The 18,143-nt window shown below is 27.0% G+C and carries 14 protein-coding genes, 1 pseudogene, 1 riboswitch and 1 other annotated feature; of the genes and pseudogenes, 12 read left to right on the top strand and 3 right to left on the bottom strand.

Features of this window, described 5'->3' with window-relative positions:
- Positions 1–12: 12 nt before the first annotated feature.
- Complete coding sequence (locus H9660_RS16185; protein WP_207729410.1) at positions 13–1,662, bottom strand: M20/M25/M40 family metallo-hydrolase; 1,650 nt, start codon at positions 1,660–1,662, stop codon at positions 13–15.
- 228 nt (positions 1,663–1,890) lie between these two features.
- Here H9660_RS16185 and H9660_RS04650 point away from each other — a divergent pair, with 228 nt between their 5' ends.
- The 5 genes from H9660_RS04650 to H9660_RS04630 all read left to right on the top strand — a co-directional run bounded on the left by H9660_RS04650 (position 1,891) and on the right by H9660_RS04630 (position 6,698).
- On the top strand, positions 1,891–2,433 hold the full coding sequence (locus tag H9660_RS04650; protein ID WP_191749031.1) for a cysteine hydrolase family protein: 543 nt from the start codon (positions 1,891–1,893) through the stop codon (positions 2,431–2,433).
- 176 nt (positions 2,434–2,609) lie between these two features.
- Entirely contained in the window at positions 2,610–3,581 is a 972-nt protein-coding gene (locus tag H9660_RS04645) for an alpha/beta fold hydrolase (RefSeq protein ID WP_191749029.1), read from the top strand.
- A 361-nt stretch (positions 3,582–3,942) separates the two neighbouring features.
- Entirely contained in the window at positions 3,943–4,284 is a 342-nt protein-coding gene (locus tag H9660_RS04640) for a zinc ribbon domain-containing protein YjdM (protein ID WP_191749027.1), read from the top strand.
- Between the two features lie 47 nt (positions 4,285–4,331).
- Positions 4,332–4,582, top strand: a binding site (T-box leader).
- A 52-nt stretch (positions 4,583–4,634) separates the two neighbouring features.
- Positions 4,635–5,999 (top strand): branched-chain amino acid transport system II carrier protein, encoded by a 1,365-nt coding sequence (gene brnQ, locus H9660_RS04635; RefSeq protein WP_191749025.1) that lies wholly within the window; start codon positions 4,635–4,637, stop codon positions 5,997–5,999.
- Positions 6,000–6,278: 279 nt separating this feature from the next.
- The gene (locus H9660_RS04630) at positions 6,279–6,698 is read left to right on the top strand and encodes a PPC domain-containing DNA-binding protein (RefSeq protein WP_191749022.1); all 420 of its coding nucleotides are present in this window, start codon (positions 6,279–6,281) and stop codon (positions 6,696–6,698) included.
- Between the two features lie 289 nt (positions 6,699–6,987).
- On the opposite strand, the gene H9660_RS04625 is transcribed toward H9660_RS04630, so the two are convergent.
- The gene (locus H9660_RS04625; RefSeq protein ID WP_191749020.1) at positions 6,988–7,497 is read right to left on the bottom strand and encodes a flavin reductase; all 510 of its coding nucleotides are present in this window, start codon (positions 7,495–7,497) and stop codon (positions 6,988–6,990) included.
- Between the two features lie 49 nt (positions 7,498–7,546).
- Complete coding sequence (gene dusA, locus H9660_RS04620) at positions 7,547–8,587, bottom strand: tRNA dihydrouridine(20/20a) synthase DusA (protein WP_191749018.1); 1,041 nt, start codon at positions 8,585–8,587, stop codon at positions 7,547–7,549.
- A gap of 189 nt (positions 8,588–8,776) precedes the next feature.
- Between dusA and H9660_RS04615 the strand changes: the two genes are divergently transcribed.
- From H9660_RS04615 to H9660_RS04585, 7 genes and pseudogenes are all read left to right on the top strand, one after another.
- A complete protein-coding gene (locus H9660_RS04615; RefSeq protein ID WP_191749016.1) occupies positions 8,777–10,201 on the top strand; it encodes a 6-phospho-beta-glucosidase in 1,425 nt (474 codons plus the stop codon).
- Positions 10,202–10,567: 366 nt separating this feature from the next.
- Complete coding sequence (locus H9660_RS04610; RefSeq protein WP_191749014.1) at positions 10,568–11,326, top strand: SDR family NAD(P)-dependent oxidoreductase; 759 nt, start codon at positions 10,568–10,570, stop codon at positions 11,324–11,326.
- A 145-nt stretch (positions 11,327–11,471) separates the two neighbouring features.
- Positions 11,472–13,481 (top strand): molybdopterin-dependent oxidoreductase, encoded by a 2,010-nt coding sequence (locus H9660_RS04605; RefSeq protein ID WP_191749012.1) that lies wholly within the window; start codon positions 11,472–11,474, stop codon positions 13,479–13,481.
- A 147-nt stretch (positions 13,482–13,628) separates the two neighbouring features.
- The gene (locus H9660_RS04600) at positions 13,629–14,999 is read left to right on the top strand and encodes an MATE family efflux transporter (RefSeq protein WP_191749010.1); all 1,371 of its coding nucleotides are present in this window, start codon (positions 13,629–13,631) and stop codon (positions 14,997–14,999) included.
- Between the two features lie 107 nt (positions 15,000–15,106).
- A riboswitch (purine riboswitch) is annotated at positions 15,107–15,208 on the top strand.
- 102 nt (positions 15,209–15,310) lie between these two features.
- Positions 15,311–16,618, top strand: coding sequence for a nucleobase:cation symporter-2 family protein (locus H9660_RS04595; RefSeq protein WP_423739000.1), 1,308 nt, complete (start codon positions 15,311–15,313; stop codon positions 16,616–16,618).
- Positions 16,619–16,731: 113 nt separating this feature from the next.
- A complete protein-coding gene (locus tag H9660_RS04590) occupies positions 16,732–17,616 on the top strand; it encodes a hypothetical protein (RefSeq protein ID WP_191749009.1) in 885 nt (294 codons plus the stop codon).
- A 1-nt stretch (position 17,617) separates the two neighbouring features.
- A pseudogene (locus H9660_RS04585) lies at positions 17,618–18,143 on the top strand (hypothetical protein); the annotation flags it as partial.

The following is an 18,143-nucleotide window of genomic DNA, read 5'->3' as shown; positions in this document are numbered from 1 at the left end:
ATTGTTAATATTCTAATATGTATTTATTCCTTTAATAAAAATACTACTTGAAATTATAGATATAAATCCAATCATAACAAATAATATATTTGCACAAAGACCACCTAGCGTTAAGGCAGCATTAAATAGATATACAGTTGGAACAAATAATAAAGTGATTAATGCAATTGGAATAAGCATTATACAAGAAAGATTATATTTATCCTTTAAAGCTTTTGTAATAACTGAAGTTATAGAAATTAAAACTCCAGGGAAAACAGTTATATAGCTAGCACCAGGCAATGATAAAGTTAGAATTATAGATAATAGCAATAATAGTACTAATGAGCCTATCAAATATTCATTTTTTTCTTTTAAATTATGAGTAAATTTTTTTATTGTAAATATATATCCAATAAAAGTAATTAATATAAATAGTATTAAAATAGTAGATTCATATTTTATAAGTGGTAAATAAGTTATTTTAAATTGTCTACCATTTATGATAGCTAATACTCTAGTAAGAAAATAAGCTATTCCCATACTGATTACGGTATATACTAGATTTATAAATGTATATTTAAATACTTTTATTAAATTTTTAGATTTTAAGTTCATATAAAGATATATTATACAAATTAATATTAAAGAGATTAGTATATAGTTAGTAGCTTTTGAATATTTAATAAATAGATTTCCAAGACTAAAGAATATACTATCATCATTACTAATAAGAGCAGATGAATCGGAGTATTTACTATTGGATACAAACTCTGTAACTATAGGTAAAACTTGATCACCATAATGTTGCATAGATTCATAACTTAAATTATTAGGATTATCATTAGGGGTATGATAATTTTCCATACCATCTAATACACTTATATTGATGCCAGGAATTTTGTTTTCAAGGAATACAGTAAAATCTGTTCCATTTGGTAAAAGTCTATATATTTCAGGTGTTATTGAATATGAAAAAGCCTTATCAGTTGAACTATATAAATCGACTATAGCTGAATTGTTAGGACTTGTTTCAAACATTACAGCTGGTCCGCTAGTACCTCTAGCTTCAAGATTTATTAAATAATTTACTCCATTAAAAATTTCAGCCTCATTGACAGCTTCTTTAGCTCCTAAAAGTCCAGCTTCTTCTCCATCAGTAAATAAGATTTTTATACCATTTTCAAGTTCTATATTATTTTCTTTTATAACTCTTAGAGTTTCAAGAATTGTAGATAGACCATATCCTGCATCGGCAGCCCCATGAGAACCATCTTTTTCAGCATAACGTTCAGCTTTAGCACGAGAACTATCATAGTGAGTTACTAGCATGATGTAAGAATCAGATTTACCTTTAATTTCAGCATAAATATTTTGAAGATCTTCATAACTATCACTTCTTTTTACATAAACATCATTATATTCATATATTTTTGGAGAAGCTCCTAATTTATTTAGTTCTGAAGTCAAATAATCTCTAACTTTTCCTTTAGCTTCTACATCATAAATTGAATGTGGTTCTTTTGCAATTTGACTTATATGAGTCATTAGATTATTGACATTAATTTTTGATAAATCATCGTAATTAGGTTTTGAAGGATTAAGTGAATTAAGTCCTAAAATACCAAATAGACAAATTATAAAAAATAATATAATATAGCTTGTACTTTTATTTTTATTCATAAAAAACTCCTTTGTTTAATAATAAATTATGTAAAAATATTATCAGATATCAAATAGTTTGTAAATCAAATATTTTTGTGGTAAGAAAATGTGTTAAATATGTATGAGGTTTATAATATTTTTTAGAAATTAATATATTAGGTTATGAAAGCTTATACAAAATAAAAAAATAAGTATATAATTAAGCTTATAGATAAGTGGTTATATTTTTAAATTTAGGAGGATAAAATGAAAAAGTTATTAGTAGTTATTGATTATCAAAAGGATTTTGTTAATGGAGCATTAGGTTTTGAAAAGGCTACTACTTTAGAAGATGGAATTTATAATAAGGTAAATGAATATATAAAAGATGGAAATAAGGTGTTATTTACTTATGATACCCATGAAGAAAATTATTTAGAAAGTAGAGAGGGAAAAAATTTACCTATAGTTCATTGTATTAAAGGGACTGAAGGGCATAATTTATACGGTAGATTAAAAGAGTTTAAAGAAAATAAAAATACTATTCATATTAATAAATACGGATTTGGAATTTCTCCACAAGATATGAGCAAAATATCAAAGGAACTTGGAGAAGATATAGATTTAATAGAAATAGTAGGAGTTGTTACTAACATATGTGTAATAAGTAACTTTGTAATGTTTCAATCTCAATATAGAAATGCAGAAATAGTTGTAGATGCAAGTCTTTGTGCGAGTTTTGATGAAAACTTACATTTAAAAACTTTAGAGGTTATTGAAGGGTTACAAGGAGTAGTTATAAACAAATAAAATATGAAATTATAATAAAGTCGAATCTATGGATAACTTTATTTATAGTAGCAAAAATCAGATTCTAATAAGTGCATTTTCATAACATTTAATGTAATTATCTTACAAAATAAATTGACAATCAAAGTATTTGAATATAAAATAATAAAACATAAATGACGATTAGGAGGACATATATGAATAAGAAATTTATAATTTCAATTTCAGCTTCAATATTCTTATTGATTATTTTGGGGCTAGGTTTTGTAGGAAATTATTTTTTTAATTATGCACTTGTTAGACAAGAAGGAATAGTAACTCAGGCTAATGTAGATCCAAATGCACCACAATCAATAGAAAGTGATATAGAAAAAATTAATAAAGAAAAATCCAAGGAAGATGTTTTAAATTGGTTAAAGAATGTTAAAACAGAAGATACAACTATACAATCAGAAGATGGTCTAAATCTTTGGGGAAAACTATATTTTCAAGATGAAAAAAGTGATAAATGGGTAATTATAGCCCATGGATATACTTCTAGTCATGAAGATGTACAACCTATTGCATTAAACTTTTATAATAAAGGTTATAATGTATTAACTCCTGATATGAGAGCGCATGGAAATAGCGATGGGAAATATATAGGTATGGGATGGTTAGATAGAAAGGATATGTTACTTTGGATAGATTATATATTATCTTTAGATAATAATTCACAGATAGTGCTTTATGGGGAATCTATGGGAGGAGCTACAGTAATGATGACTTCTGGAGAAAATTTACCAAGCAATGTTAAAGCTATAGTTGAGGATTGTGGTTATACATCTGTAGAAGAGATGTTTGGAGCACAATTATATGAGAGATTTGGATTACCAAAGTTTCCAATTTTAAATGCAGCAGAAATAGTAACTAGTATTAAAGCTAAGTATAATTTCCATGAGGCTTCAGCATTAGAGCAAGTTAAAAAATCCAAAACTCCAATTTTATTTACTCACGGGGGAAATGATACATATGTACCTACAGAAATGGTATATAGATTATATGAAGCAGCTAATTGCGAAAAGGATATTTTAATAATTGATGGAGCAGGTCATGGTTCCGCGCCGGATGTAGATCCAAAAACTTATTATGATAAGGTATTTAGTTTTTTAGATAAATACATTCAATAATAGATAGGAATATAATAAAAAATTAAAATATAATATTGAAATAAAATTATATTAAAAGGACTTCAATCAATAACTTGAAGTCCTTTTAATTATTTAAACTTATCAGGAAATTGTTTTATAAATCATATTTAGTTTTATTTAGAGGTAAATCTTCCTATGTGTATATATTATAATTTTAGTATGATCATATATAAATTTACTTATGAAAATTTTGAATACCAATAAATTCAATTATAGATAATAATAATTGATATATAGGAATAAAGTAGTTAAGTATTTGTAAAAATATTATGTATATGATAGTATAAAGAAATGTAAGGAAAGGCTTATATATTATATTGAAATAATGGAGGAATAACTAATGCTAAATTTACCAAATTGTCCAAAATGTAATTCAGAATATACATATGAAGATGGAAGTATTTTAATATGCCCAGAATGTGCTTATGAATGGACTTTAGGTTCAGAAAATGAAAGTAATGATGATGAATTAATAGTAAAAGATTCTAATGGAAATATATTAAAAGATGGAGATTCAGTTACTATAATTAAGGATTTAAAAGTTAAAGGAAGTTCAGCTCCATTAAAGCAAGGAACTAAAGTTAAGAATATAAAATTAGTTGAAGGTGATCATAACATAGATTGTAAAATTGATGGTTTTGGTGCTATGAAATTAAAATCTGAATTTGTAAAAAAAATATAATATTGACATATAAATAAAATAGATGTAATATTAAGGTAAATAATTTAATAAATTCTATGAAGAGAAAAAGTAAGTTGTTATTTTGTTCAACAGAGAGTTGGTATTTGCTGAAAGCCAATGTTCAAGAAACGATTGAAAATCATCTCTGAGAAGCAATGCTGAAAAGTATAGTAAGCATTGACGGAAGCTTTCACCGTTAAAAGATAAGCGTATTGATAGATACGTAACTGAGTGCTATAAATATATTTTTAATTATTTATAGAATTAGGGTGGTAACGCGGATATTTCCGTCCCTTGTTTTCAAGGGACGGTTTTTTTATTTTATTTTTTAATAAACAGGGGGTTATGAAATGAACAATTTATCAAAAGAAAATCTATCTAAAAAGGACTTAGTATTAATAGGATTAATGCTTTTTTCACTATTTTTTGGAGCTGGTAACTTAATTTTTCCACCATTTATGGGAGAAGCAGCAGGAGAAAAAACTTGGATAGTATTATTAGGATTCTTTATTACAGCAGTTGGGTTCCCGGTACTCGGAGTTATAGCTGTAGCAAAGTCTGGTGGATTAACTAATTTAGCTAAAAGGGTAAATCCAGTTTTTGCAACTGTATTTACAGTTTTAATATATTTATCTATTGGACCTGGACTTGGTATTCCAAGAGCAGGAAGTTTACCTTTTGAAATGGCGGTTGCACCTTACTTACCTGAAAGTGTTTCATTAAAATTAGCATTATTTTTATATACACTTGTATTTTTCTCAGTAGCATATTGGTTATCTTTATCACCTAGTAAATTAGTCGATCGTATGGGAAAAATATTAACACCAGCATTATTAGCTTTAATTTTAATTATGGTTGCAGGATCTTTTGTAAAACCTTTAGGAAGTTATGAAGTAGCTGTAAATGGTTATGAAACATCTTCATTTTTTAAAGGATTTTTAGATGGCTATTTAACTATGGATACTATTGCAGCATTAAACTTTGGAATTGTTATAGCACTAGCAATTAAATCAAAGGGAGTAACAGATGAGAAAAAAGTTGTGAAATTATCTATAAAAGCTGGAGTTATGGCAGGTGGATTACTTGCTGTTATATATGCTATGTTAGCTCATTTAGGTGCAACAAGTAGAGGTATGTTTGGAGTAAGTGAAAATGGAGCTCAAACATTAACTAATGTAACTACGTACATATTTGGAAAACCAGGAGCTGTATTATTAGCTTTAATTTTCACTTTAGCATGTTTAACAACTTGCATTGGACTTATAACTTCATGTAGCCAATATTTTACCACTTTAAGTGAAAAAATATCCTATGAAAAATGGGTAGCAATATTATCTGTTTTTAGCTTACTATCTGCTAATATGGGATTAACTAAAATTCTTAGCATATCAGTACCAATATTAAATGCTATATATCCAATTGCAATAATGCTTATAGTATTAGCTATGTTAGATTTTATATTTAAAGGTAGTAAATACATATATGGTCTTACTATATTATTAACAGGAGTTGTCAGTGTAATTGATTCATTAGGACAAGTTGGAATGAAAATAGATATTTTAACTAATATGATAGCAGTATTACCACTTTATAAAGAAGGATTATCATGGCTTGCACCAGCTATTTTAGGAATTGTTTTGGGATTAATATTGAAATTTATAAAAGATGAAAATATATCAACAAATAGAGATTTTGAAGGACAAATGAGTAATTAGACCTTGGGCAATAAGATTTAATAATGAGTACTTATTAGAACAAAAGATATTTGAAAGATTCCCTATAGAGTTAATAGAAGTTACTGATTCAGGTAAGGGAGTATAAAATTTGTAGGTTAAGAATTAGAGCTTTTATAATTTCCATCCTTCAGTTTTGAAGTGTTAAAGTATCATAGCAAGGTGACTTGGAGCGTATGCGACGGAACCTGGATATGATACTTTAACACTTCCTTATTTTTATGGTAAAATAAATATAAAATATTTTTAGGAGGGAAGAGAATGGAATATAGAATTTTTGACCAAACAGTTGTATTAAGATTAGAAAAAGGTGACGAAGTTATTGAAGCAATAACAGAACTTTGTAAAAAGGAAGATATAAAGTTAGGTTCAATTTTAGGTCTTGGAGCAGCAAATTATGTAACTGTTGGGTTATTTAAAATAGATGAAAAGAAATATTACTCAAATACTTTTGAAGAGGATTTTGAAATAACTAATTTAACAGGAAACATTTCTAGAATGAATGGAGAAGTTTATCTTCATATACATGGAACTTTTGCAAATATACAAGGAATTTGTATTGGTGGACATTTAAATAAGGCTATTATAAGCGCAACTTCAGAAATAATAATAAATATAATTAATGGAGAAGTAGATAGAGAGTTTAGTGATGAAATAGGATTAAATTTAATCAAATTTTAGTTTTAAAATATATTAAATAAGTTTATATTTTAAACTAATTAAATTTTAAAAAAGTAAATAGTAAGAAAAGAAAAAATATATATATATTGACAATAGCATAAAATGGATGTATTATACAAATAGCTAATGAAAATCATTATCATTTACAAGGTAATGAAATATAGTAAATTTCTCATAGTGTTTGTTTGATTTTTTCATAAAAAGAATCCTAATTTTTAGGATTCTTTTTAATTATAAAGATATTTAGAAATATAATTAATATAAAGAGATTTTTAAAATTGTTTTTAAATTATTCTTTAATTAATACCTTCTCAATTTCAGCTACATAAACAGTGTGATAATCCTTATTAGGATAGCATTTATCAGCTAAATCTTTATCTATAAAGCAATTAGGATCTAAATCTTGAGCATAAAGCTTCCTACATAGAATAGTAAGTTTTGCCTCATTAAATACTGGAATATTTTCAATATAGCTTACATTAAGTTTTGTTTTTGAAATTTTATCCTCGTCTCTTCCTGATACGGTTCCTAAATAGCTTAAATCTTTTTTGAAACTTTCATCAAAGAAGGTTAAAGAAAATTTATCAGATGCATCTACAAATTCTTTAGTGTATCTTTGAGGTCTAATAAAAATATAGGCAACATTTTTATTCCAAAGAACACCAAGACCTCCCCAAGAAGCTGTCATTGTATTAATAGCTTCATCTTTAGCAGCAGTAATAAGCATCCAATCAGATCCAATTAACTTAAAAGTATTTTCATTTAATTCTTTAGGATTAATTTCTTTATAATTGATCATAATATATCCCCCTTTTATATTAAAAATAATTTATTAATAATAAACAATATTAATTCCAAAGTATATCTTCTGGCATAGTTTCAAGTATTGTATTTAATATATCTAATATACTATCTTTTTTTACATTAGATGAAGATAATAATTGTTTATATTTTTTACTTCCTTTTTGACCTTGGAACAAGCTATGAAGAGGAGAAACTAAAGAATGAACACTATTTCCATTTTCAAGCTCTTCAATTATATAAGGTATATAGGCTTTAATTGCATCACCTCTAGAAATAGGTTTGATATTTTCATTTCCATTATAAAGTTTATAAAAATTAGCTAAAAGATAACAATCTTCATAGGCAGCTCTTCCTATCATAACGCCATCAACTTTAGTTAAAGCATCTTTGATGGATTCAATAGTTTTAAATCCACCATTTATTTCTATATTTAGATAGTCAAATTCCTTTTTAAGGTTATAAACCATATTATAATCTAAAGGTGGAATTTCTCTGTTATCTTTTGGGCTTAATCCTTTTAATATAGCTGAGCGGGCATGAATAGTATATCTATCAGGTTTAGCCTTAGATATTGTGTTTAAAAAATCTAAAAGGTCATTATAACCTTCCATTATAATTTTATTGCTAGTATTATCTAATACTCCTGTTCCATCAATACCTATTCTATGCTTTATAGTAATAGGTTTATTAGTAGCTTCCTTCATTGCACATAAAATTTCATATACTAAATCTTTTGAAGACATTAATGCGGCCCCCATTAAATTACCTGATACTCTATCAGACGGACAGCCACAATTTAAATTTATTTCACTATATCCATAATCATTAGATAGTTTAACTGCTTTATAAGCATCTTCTGGATTTGAAGCTGCAATTTGAAGAGCAACAGGACCTTCTTCTTTTCTAAAACTTAATATTTTATCTCTATCTCCATGAATGATAGATTGAGCAGTAATCATTTCTGTATATAAAAGAGCATCTTTAGTTAAAATTCTTGAAAAATATCTAAAGTGTCTATGAGTTTTATCCACCATTGGAGCTATGCTTACCTTTGGAGTTTCAACATTTGAAAAATATTTTTCCATCTTTTGTACCTTCCTAAATTTTAATATTTTTAATAATTATATCATATAAAATTTGAATATATAAAAAAAATAAATTATACAAAAAATCTACATATATTAAAAATTTTCAAATTTTGAAAATTTAAAATACTAAAAGTTATATAGAATATAAATATAGAAACATAGTTTTAAATTGAGGGAGGATATACAATGGGATTTAGAGAAGATTTCTTATGGGGAGGAGCAACAGCTGCAAACCAATGTGAAGGTGGATATAATGAAGGTGGAAGAGGTTTAGCTAACGTAGACGTAGTTCCAATAGGTAAAGATAGATTTCCTATAATAGCAGGAGAAATGAAGATGTTTGAATTTGATAACGAACATTTTTATCCAGCTAAAGAAGCTATAGATATGTATCATAATTATAAAGAAGATATAAAATTATTTGGTGAAATGGGCTTTAAAACATATAGATGTTCAATTGCTTGGAGCAGAATTTTCCCAAATGGAGATGATGAAACTCCAAATGAAGAAGGATTAAAATTCTATGAAGATTTATTTAAAGAGTGTCATAAGTATGGTATTGAGCCATTGGTTACAATTACACACTTTGATTGCCCAATGAATCTTATTAAAAAGTATGGTGCTTGGAGAAGTAGAAAGATGATAGAATTCTATGAACGTCTTTGCACAGTTATTTTTAATAGATATAAAGGACTTGTTAAGTATTGGTTAACATTTAATGAAATAAATATGATATTACATGCACCATTTATGGGAGCAGGAATATGCTTTGAAGAAGGCGAAAACAAAGAACAAGTTAAGTATCAAGCGGCACATCATGAATTAGTTGCAAGTGCAATAGCTACTAAAATTGCACATGAAGTTGATCCAAATAATATGGTTGGATGTATGCTTGCAGCTGGAGATACTTATGCTTATACTTGTAAGCCAGATGATGTTTTTGAAGCTATGACTAAAAATAGAGAAAACTATTTCTTTATAGATGTTCAATCAAGAGGAGAATATCCAGCATATGCTACTAAGGAAATGGAAAGAAAGGGAATTAAGATTGATATAGAAGAAGGAGATTTAGAAATCTTGAAGAAATATACAGTAGATTTCATATCATTCTCGTACTATTCATCAAGATGTGCAAGTGCAGATCCAGAAGTTAATAAACTAACACAAGGAAATATATTTGCATCACTTAAAAATCCACACTTAAGTGAAAGTGAATGGGGATGGCAAATAGATCCATTAGGTCTTAGAATAACACTTAACACTCTATATGATAGATATCAAAAACCATTATTTATAGTTGAAAATGGTCTTGGAGCTGTTGATACTCCAGATGAAAATGGATATGTTGAAGATGATTATAGAATTGAATATCTTAGAGAACATATAAAGGCTATGAAGGATGCTGTTGATATAGATGGTGTTGATTTACTTGGATATACAACATGGGGATGTATCGATTTAGTAAGTGCAGGAACTGGAGAAATGAAGAAGAGATATGGTTTCATTTACGTAGATCGTGATAATGATGGAAATGGAACATTAAAGAGAAGTAAGAAAAAGAGCTTTGATTGGTATAAAAAAGTTATTGCTTCAAATGGAGAAGAACTTTAATTAAAATTTTATAATATAATAATGGGATACTTAAATTAATTTTGAGTATCCTATTATTATATTAATTATGCTTTTATTATTATAAATATATAGTTTTATTTAAAGGAGCCTTAATAGTATAAAATTATTAATTTTATAAAAGTAAATATATATATATTAAATATTGACAATAATATAACAATATAATAAACTTAAGGTAATCATTTACATGGAGTTCATTAAATAAAATACGTTTTGATAATCCTAATGGATTCATATACATACCTATAAAAAATAGTGAACACAAGAAAAAATTAAACTTAATATTAATTTTTATATAAGTAAAAAATAAATTTAATAATTTATTATATTTAGGAGGTATTTTATATGAAACTTTTAGGTAAAGTTGCTGTAGTTACAGGTGCAAGTTCTGGTATGGGAAAATCCATAGCTCTTCTTTATGCAAAAGAAGGAGCTTCTGTTGTTGTAGTTGCTAGAAGAAAAGAAAAACTTGATGAGTTAGTTGAAATATCAAAAAATTATCCGGGAAAGATAATTGCAATGCAAGGGGATGTTTCAATAAAAGAAGACAATGAAAGAATGATTAATCTTGCTGTTGAAAATTTTGGAAGAGTTGATATTTTAGTTAATAACGCAGGAGTAATGGATGAAATGATGCCTGTAGGTGAAGTTGAAGATGAACTATGGCAAAATGTAATGAACGTTAATTTAAATGGGCCGTTTTATGCATGTAGAAAGGCTGTAAACTTAATGGTTAAGCAAGGTGGAGGAAATATAATTAATGTTGGTTCTATAGGAGGGTTAAATGGTTGCAGAGCAGGTGTTTCTTATACTGCTTCTAAATATGCTTTATTAGGATTAACAAAAAATATTGGCTTTATGTATGCTAATAAGGGTATAAGATGTAATATTATTTGTCCTGGTGGAGTTGATTCAGAAATTGGAGTAGGTACAAGTCATCCTAGTGAATTTGGATTTTCAAGAATTAAGTTAGGGTTAGGAAATGTACCAAGAACGGGATTACCGGAAGAAATAGCTACAATAGCTTTATTCCTAGCAAGTGATGATTCTAGTTTAATTAATGGTGCAGAAATAATTGCAGATGCAGGTTGGACAGCATTTTAAAAAAGGTTAAAAATTAATGATTTAAAAAATAATAATATTTTAATAGACTACTGAAATTCATTTTGAGTAGTCTATTATTATTTTAAATAAAGATATATAATAAGTAGTACAAAGAATAGTTAATTTTGTTTATAAGGGGGTAAAAATGGAAAAATTAAGTCATGGTTGTACGTTAGATTGTTTTGATTGTTGTAAATTTAATGTATATGTAGAAGATAATAAGATATTAAAAATTGAAGGTGATAAAAGTCATCCTTTCACTAAAGGCTTTATATGTAAAAAAGGTTTAGCTCATTTAGATAGATTAAATCATAAGAATAGAATATATAGTCCAATGATAAAGGTTAATGGGAGCTTTAAAAAAATATCTTTTGATGAAGCATTAAAGATAGTAGCTGAGAAATTATCCTATTATAAAGAAAATTATTCTTCAAAATCTATATTATATTATGAACAATATGGAAATGGTGCATTACTGAAGAGTATTGGAGATTTATTTTTTAACTTTTATGGAGGAGTAAGTAAATCAAAAGGTGGACCTTGTTGGAGTGCTGGAATTAAGGCACAAACTTTAAACTTTGGAGATGTAAGAAGTCATTCTTTAGAGGATATGTTAAATAGTAAATCAATATTTATTTGGGGAAAGAATCCAGCTTTTACATCAATACATACTAGTCAATCTATAAAAAGAGCAAAAATAAATGGAAGTAAAATTGTTGTTATTGACCCTATATATACTAAAACTGCAGAAATGGCAGATTTATATATTAGAGTTAAACCAAATGGTGATGGAGCTTTAGCTCTTGCTATGGGAAAGATAATTATAGAAAATAAATTATATGATGAAGAATTTATAAAAAATTATGTTAATGGATTTGATTTATATAAAGAATATATTAGCTCCTTAAATTTAGAGGATTTAATAGAAATTTCAGGAGTAAGTAAAGAAAAAATAGAAGAGTTAGTATCACTATATACAAATAAATATTCAACTATATTACTTGGATATGGAATGCAAAAGTATAAAAATGGTGGTAATACTATAAGTTTAATTGATACATTAGGAGCAATAACTGGACAAATTGGTTATAGTGGAGGAGGAATAAATTACGCTAATAAGCTTTATCCAAATGTAATAAATTCAGATCCCTATAATAGCGAGGAGTTAGCTGAAAATAGGCTCTTTTATGTTAGTGAAATGTCTGATTTTATAAAGGCTTCAATAGATGGAAAAGATAAATATGATGAGGAAAATATTTTTATAAAAGATGATATAAATAGAGGAAGTAATGAATCACTTAAAGCTCCGGTAAAAATGGCTATAATAACTAAATCTAATCTTTTAAATCAACTTGCAAATTTAAATGAATTAAAAGATTCTTTTGCTAAAGTAGAATTTAAGGTTTGCTTTGATATGTTTATGACAGATACAGCAAAGGAATGTGATTTATTTATACCAACAACTAGTACTTTAGAAAGTGAAGATTTAATTTACAGTTCTATGACCAATCCTTATATTATCTATAATGAAAAATTAGTGGAACCTAAAGAAAGATTAATGGATGAATATGAATTTTATAAAGAACTTGCAAAGCTTCTTAATATAAAAGAATATCCAGATGTAGATAAATATGAGTATTTAGAAAAGGTTATAGAACCATTAAAGAAATATAATGAAAAGGTAAGTATTGAATATTTAAAAAATAATCACTTTACAATTCACAAGCTAGTAGCGTGGGAAGATAAGAATTTTGAAACTTCCTCAGGAAAATTTGAAATATTTTTCAAGGATAAGCTTTATATAGATTATAAAAAAAATAATGAAGAATTCATACTATTAACAAATCATGCAAGAGATAGTTTGTCTAGTCAACATCTGATGGATACTGAAGGGACTTCTTATGCTTTTATTAATAAAAGTATGGCTGAGAAATTAAATATAAATAGTGGGGATATAGTTTCTTTAAAGAATAAAAATGGTGAAATTAAAGCAAAGATTAAAGTGGATGAAAGTATATCAGATAAGGTTATTTTAATGTATGCAGGTTGGTGGACAAAACATGGAAATCCAAACTATTTAACTGATTCTGGAATATCAGATATTGGAGGACAAGTAACTTATAATGAAACAAGAGTAAAAATAGAAAAAGTCTAAGAAATTAAAGCGTAATTTCTAGAAAGTTTTATTGATTTTATGATATAATTCTAAAAGCAATTTTGTGAAAATGAAGTATATAAATATTTAAATATGAAAGTGTATCATTTTGATGCACTTTTTATAATGACAATTTAAGGAGGCTTTATGGGGAGTATATATTTAAAAAGCGTATTTGAAGATAGGAAGTTTTTAAGAAGAATAATAGCTATAGGAGTTCCTATTACCATACAAATGATGCTAAATACTATTTTAAACCTTGTAGATAACATGATGATAGGAAGCTTAGGAGAAAGTTCTATTGCAGCAGTTGGGCTAGCTAATAAGGTGTTTTTTGTATTTACATTATTATTGTTTGGTGTAGTTAGTGGATCATCAATATTAACAGCTCAATACTTTGGGAAAAGAGATATAAGAAATATTAGAAGAGTACTTGGAATGTCCCTTATAATAGGACTTTCAGGAGCTATTTTATTTATGTTTGCAGGTTTATTTATTCCTAAAGCAGTAATGAGAATTTTTACTCCAAGTGAAGGAACTATATCAATAGGAGCTTCTTATTTGATGATAGTAGCTATAAGTTATCCAATAACAGCTATAACTAATTGCTACATAGCACTACTCAGAGCAACTAATAAAGTTAAAGCACCAGTTTTTATAAGCTTAGTTTCTATATTAGTTAATGTAGTCTTAAATTATACATTTATATTTGGTAATTTTGGAGCCCAAAAGCTAGGAGTTCAAGGTGCAGCTATAGCTACAGTAATTGCAAGAGTTGTTGAATGTGTTTCTATTTTATCAATAGTTTATATAAGCAATGGGGAAGCAGCTGCTAAGTTAAGGGAATTAATTGAATTTGATAAAGAATTTATAAAAAAATATTTTATTACAGTTTCTCCTGTTATAGCTAACGAATTTATGTGGGGACTTGGTGTAACTATGTATTCATTAGTTTATGGAAGAATGGGAGATTCAGCTGTTGCAGCTATTACTATAACACAAAATGTTGAGCAAATTTGTATAGTAATATTCCAAGGCTTAAGTTCAGCAACTGCTGTTATATTAGGTAATGAACTTGGAGCAAATAAACTTAAAGATGCTGAAAAACATGCGAAGAGTTTTTTTGTACTTCAATTAATGTTAACTATAGTTATGGGGATTGTGTGTATATTAATTAGAAGACCTTTAATAGAATTATTTTCAGTAGAACCAAATGTTGCAAGTGATATTACAAGGTGCTTAACAGTATTTGTATGTTATTTACCATTTAGAATGTTTAATTTAATAAATATAGTTGGAGTTTTAAGAAGTGGTGGAGATACTAAAGCATCATTATTACTAGATATAACTGGGGTTTGGTTTGTTGGAATACCTTTTGCCTTTTTAGGTGGAATAGTACTCGGACTACCTATTTATTATGTGTATGCTATGATAACAATTGAAGAGGTTTATAAATTTATTTTAGGATTTAAAAGATATAAACAAAAGAAATGGCTTAGAAATATTGTTGAAGCATAGATAAGAAAAAATATATACACGAATATAAAGATGGAAATGGTAATACAAAATTCTAATATAAAACAAACTATTTTATCTTGCAATCATATTAATATTCGTATATAATATAATTAAATTAAAAAGAAACTCGTATATAATCGGTAATATGGTCCGAAAGTTTCTACCTGCTAACCGTAAATATGCAGACTACGAGGTACTAGACTTAATATAAAAGTGAAGTTTTTATTTTATAAATTTTTCTTGTATTTTTAAGACAAGCACCTCGATATAGAGGTGCTTTTTAATTTCATTAAAAACTGGAGGATGAAATTATGAAAAATTTAAAAATAAAAGATGGTATAAATTTAACTTATGGTGTTGATGATAATCCATCGATTTCAGAAAAAATATTATTTGGAATACAACATATTTTTGCTGCTTTTGGAGGAATTATAGTAGTTCCTTTAGTTTTAGCTAGTGCATTAGGATTTGATGCTAAGACTAGTACTGCTTTAATTAGTGCATCTATACTTGCAGCTGGAATAGCAACAATAATACAAGCAAAAGGAGTTGGACCGGTAGGAGCTAAAGTTGCCTGTATTATGGGAACTGATTTTACATTTGTTTCTCCGTCAATTTCAGTTGGATCAGTTTTAGGGCTTCCAGGAATTATAGGAGCAACGATATTAGGAGCATTTTTTGAAGTTATTCTTAGTTATTTTATAAAACCTTTAATGAAGCTTTTTCCACCACTAGTTACAGGAACAGTAGTATGTTTAATTGGTTTAACATTATTACCAGTATCAATTGACTGGGCAGCTGGTGGAAGTGGTGCTGCTGATTATGGTAGCTTAAAAAATATTTCAATTGCTATGTCTGTACTAATGGGAACTTTACTATTAAATCGTTATGGAAAAGGTATGCTTAGTAGTGCATCAGTACTTATAGGAATGGTAGTAGGATATATTGTTTGTATTCCATTAGGATTAGTAGACTTTACAGCCGTTAAGGAAGCAAGTTGGATTTCATTCCCTAAAATATTTGAATATGGAGTAAAATTTGATTTAAAAGCTCTTTTAGCATTTATACCAGCATATTTTGTTACTGCCATTGAAACAGTAGGATGTTTAAAGGCAGTAGGAGAAGTTTCGGAAATTGAAATGGATGAAAAACGTATAGGAGCAGGTGTTTTATCAGACGGTATTGGGAGTATGATAGGTGGATTAGTTGGAACATTACCAAATACTACTTTTAGCCAAAATGTAGGATTAATTCCTTTGACTAAGGTTGCTAGTAGATTTGTTGCAGTTATGGCAGGAATTATATTAGTTATATTAGGTTTTTTACCAAAGCTTGCAGCTATAGTTAATGGTATCCCACAACCTGTTTTAGGTGGAGTTGGAATAGTTATGTTTGGAACAGTAGCTGCTGCAGGAATTAAAACATTAAGTAAGGTAAAAATAAATGAACGAAATCTTTTAATAATAGCGACATCAATAGGCTTAGGTCTTGGTGTAACTTTTAGACCAGAGTTTATTTCACAATTACCAGAAGCATTAAAAATGATATTTACTTCAGGTATATCCACAGGTACAATTACAGCTTTATTATTAAATATAATATTAAAGGAAGAAAAATAAAAATATTAAGAATGGGATTTTAAGAATTCCATTCCTTTTTTCTATCTAGGATAATTATTCCAAATATGATATTATAAATAATAGGAGTAATTATTATATTAAGGGAGAGGAAAATGAGAAATATAAAGACTGCTTTAAGAATTTTGGGAGTAATGCTCTTAGTATCTTTTATATTAAGTATAGCAAGTATAAATTATTTGAAGCTATCTAAACCTGTATTTTTAAAGAGTTATGTTGAGACTGATATAGCAGAGGGAGAAGATAGATATAAGCTATTAAATTTTGATATAGAGTTAAAATATATTTCTAATATAGAAGATAAAAGAAAGGTAGTAGGAATACTATTTGATGAAGCACCGGAAATAAACTTTAAAGCTAGTGAAACTGAATTTGAATTTGCTAGATTTTATAATTATAGTAATGATAATATAGAAAGCCATGGAAGGTATGGGATACATACTGTATTTTTAAATGTAGACATATCAGAACAGAAAATAGAAATAGATGATAAATTAATATTAAGTGAAGCAACTGTGGTCTTTGATGATGGAGTTAATATTAAAGTTGATTTGGGTAAAATAGTATTAAATAGAAATAATATATCTGAAACTCCATTAGAGAATTCAGGAGTAGAAGGTTCTAATTATGGATATAGCAAAAGTATATTTTGGACTAAGGATTATATACAAGTAGATAATATATATTCTGTGTTATTTGAAGATACTAGAGATTTATTTGATTTTAATATAAATAAAACTGGAGATATAAAAGATAGGAGTTTAATTTATAATAAAAATGAAAATTTATATTTTGTAGCAGAATTTCATTCCATTGAGGATTCTATTAGGAAAATGTATATGTATGATATACAACCTAAAATATATTTTAAAGATAGAAATGGAAAGGAATATGAAAAAAGAGTATATAATATAACGTATTATCCAACCTTTAAATTTTTTGATATATATAAATATCTAAGAGAATTGGGGGAATTGTAGAATGATTAAAGGATATAAAAAAGTTTTCTTTGGGATGTTATTTAATACTTTTCATATTAATTTAGGAGCAATACAACTTTTACCGGATTTTATTGCAATAATAATTATTTGCTCAGGTATTAAAGAAATATTAGAGGTTTATGATAATAATTCACTAAATATAGCATTAAAATTATTTAATATAAAGATGATTATTGCAGTTATAACATTTATATTACCCATTATAGGAATAGAAAGTATATTTGGGAATAATATGATTTTAAATATAACCTGGTTTAATATAGTAAATGTTTTAGAAGTTTTAAGTATAGTAAAGCTTTTACAAGGAACTTCAGAAATATTAAAAGAAAACTTTAATACTTATTTAAGTGATAAATATAAAAATAAAACAATAAATTATATTTACTTATATTCAATACTTATTGTTTTAGCAAATATAAATTTTATATTTATGTCAAATATGCTAGCAGTTATAATAGGAGTTTATGGATTAATAGTTAGATTATATGTAATCGGTAGTATTAAAC

The sequence above is a fragment of the Clostridium gallinarum genome, from assembly GCF_014836325.1.
GTDB lineage: Bacteria > Bacillota > Clostridia > Clostridiales > Clostridiaceae > Clostridium > Clostridium gallinarum.
Note: the sequence above shows the minus strand (reverse complement) of the source record. Positions and strands in the feature narration are given on the sequence as shown.

Coding starts and splice junctions, on each gene's coding strand:
- H9660_RS16185 (WP_207729410.1), bottom strand. CDS start 1,662: ATGAATAAAAATAAAAGTACAAGCTATATTATATTATTTTTTATAATT.
- H9660_RS04650 (WP_191749031.1), top strand. CDS start 1,891: ATGAAAAAGTTATTAGTAGTTATTGATTATCAAAAGGATTTTGTTAAT.
- H9660_RS04645 (WP_191749029.1), top strand. CDS start 2,610: ATGAATAAGAAATTTATAATTTCAATTTCAGCTTCAATATTCTTATTG.
- H9660_RS04640 (WP_191749027.1), top strand. CDS start 3,943: ATGCTAAATTTACCAAATTGTCCAAAATGTAATTCAGAATATACATAT.
- brnQ (WP_191749025.1), top strand. CDS start 4,635: ATGAACAATTTATCAAAAGAAAATCTATCTAAAAAGGACTTAGTATTA.
- H9660_RS04630 (WP_191749022.1), top strand. CDS start 6,279: ATGGAATATAGAATTTTTGACCAAACAGTTGTATTAAGATTAGAAAAA.
- H9660_RS04625 (WP_191749020.1), bottom strand. CDS start 7,497: ATGATCAATTATAAAGAAATTAATCCTAAAGAATTAAATGAAAATACT.
- dusA (WP_191749018.1), bottom strand. CDS start 8,587: ATGGAAAAATATTTTTCAAATGTTGAAACTCCAAAGGTAAGCATAGCT.
- H9660_RS04615 (WP_191749016.1), top strand. CDS start 8,777: ATGGGATTTAGAGAAGATTTCTTATGGGGAGGAGCAACAGCTGCAAAC.
- H9660_RS04610 (WP_191749014.1), top strand. CDS start 10,568: ATGAAACTTTTAGGTAAAGTTGCTGTAGTTACAGGTGCAAGTTCTGGT.
- H9660_RS04605 (WP_191749012.1), top strand. CDS start 11,472: ATGGAAAAATTAAGTCATGGTTGTACGTTAGATTGTTTTGATTGTTGT.
- H9660_RS04600 (WP_191749010.1), top strand. CDS start 13,629: ATGGGGAGTATATATTTAAAAAGCGTATTTGAAGATAGGAAGTTTTTA.
- H9660_RS04595 (WP_423739000.1), top strand. CDS start 15,311: ATGAAAAATTTAAAAATAAAAGATGGTATAAATTTAACTTATGGTGTT.
- H9660_RS04590 (WP_191749009.1), top strand. CDS start 16,732: ATGAGAAATATAAAGACTGCTTTAAGAATTTTGGGAGTAATGCTCTTA.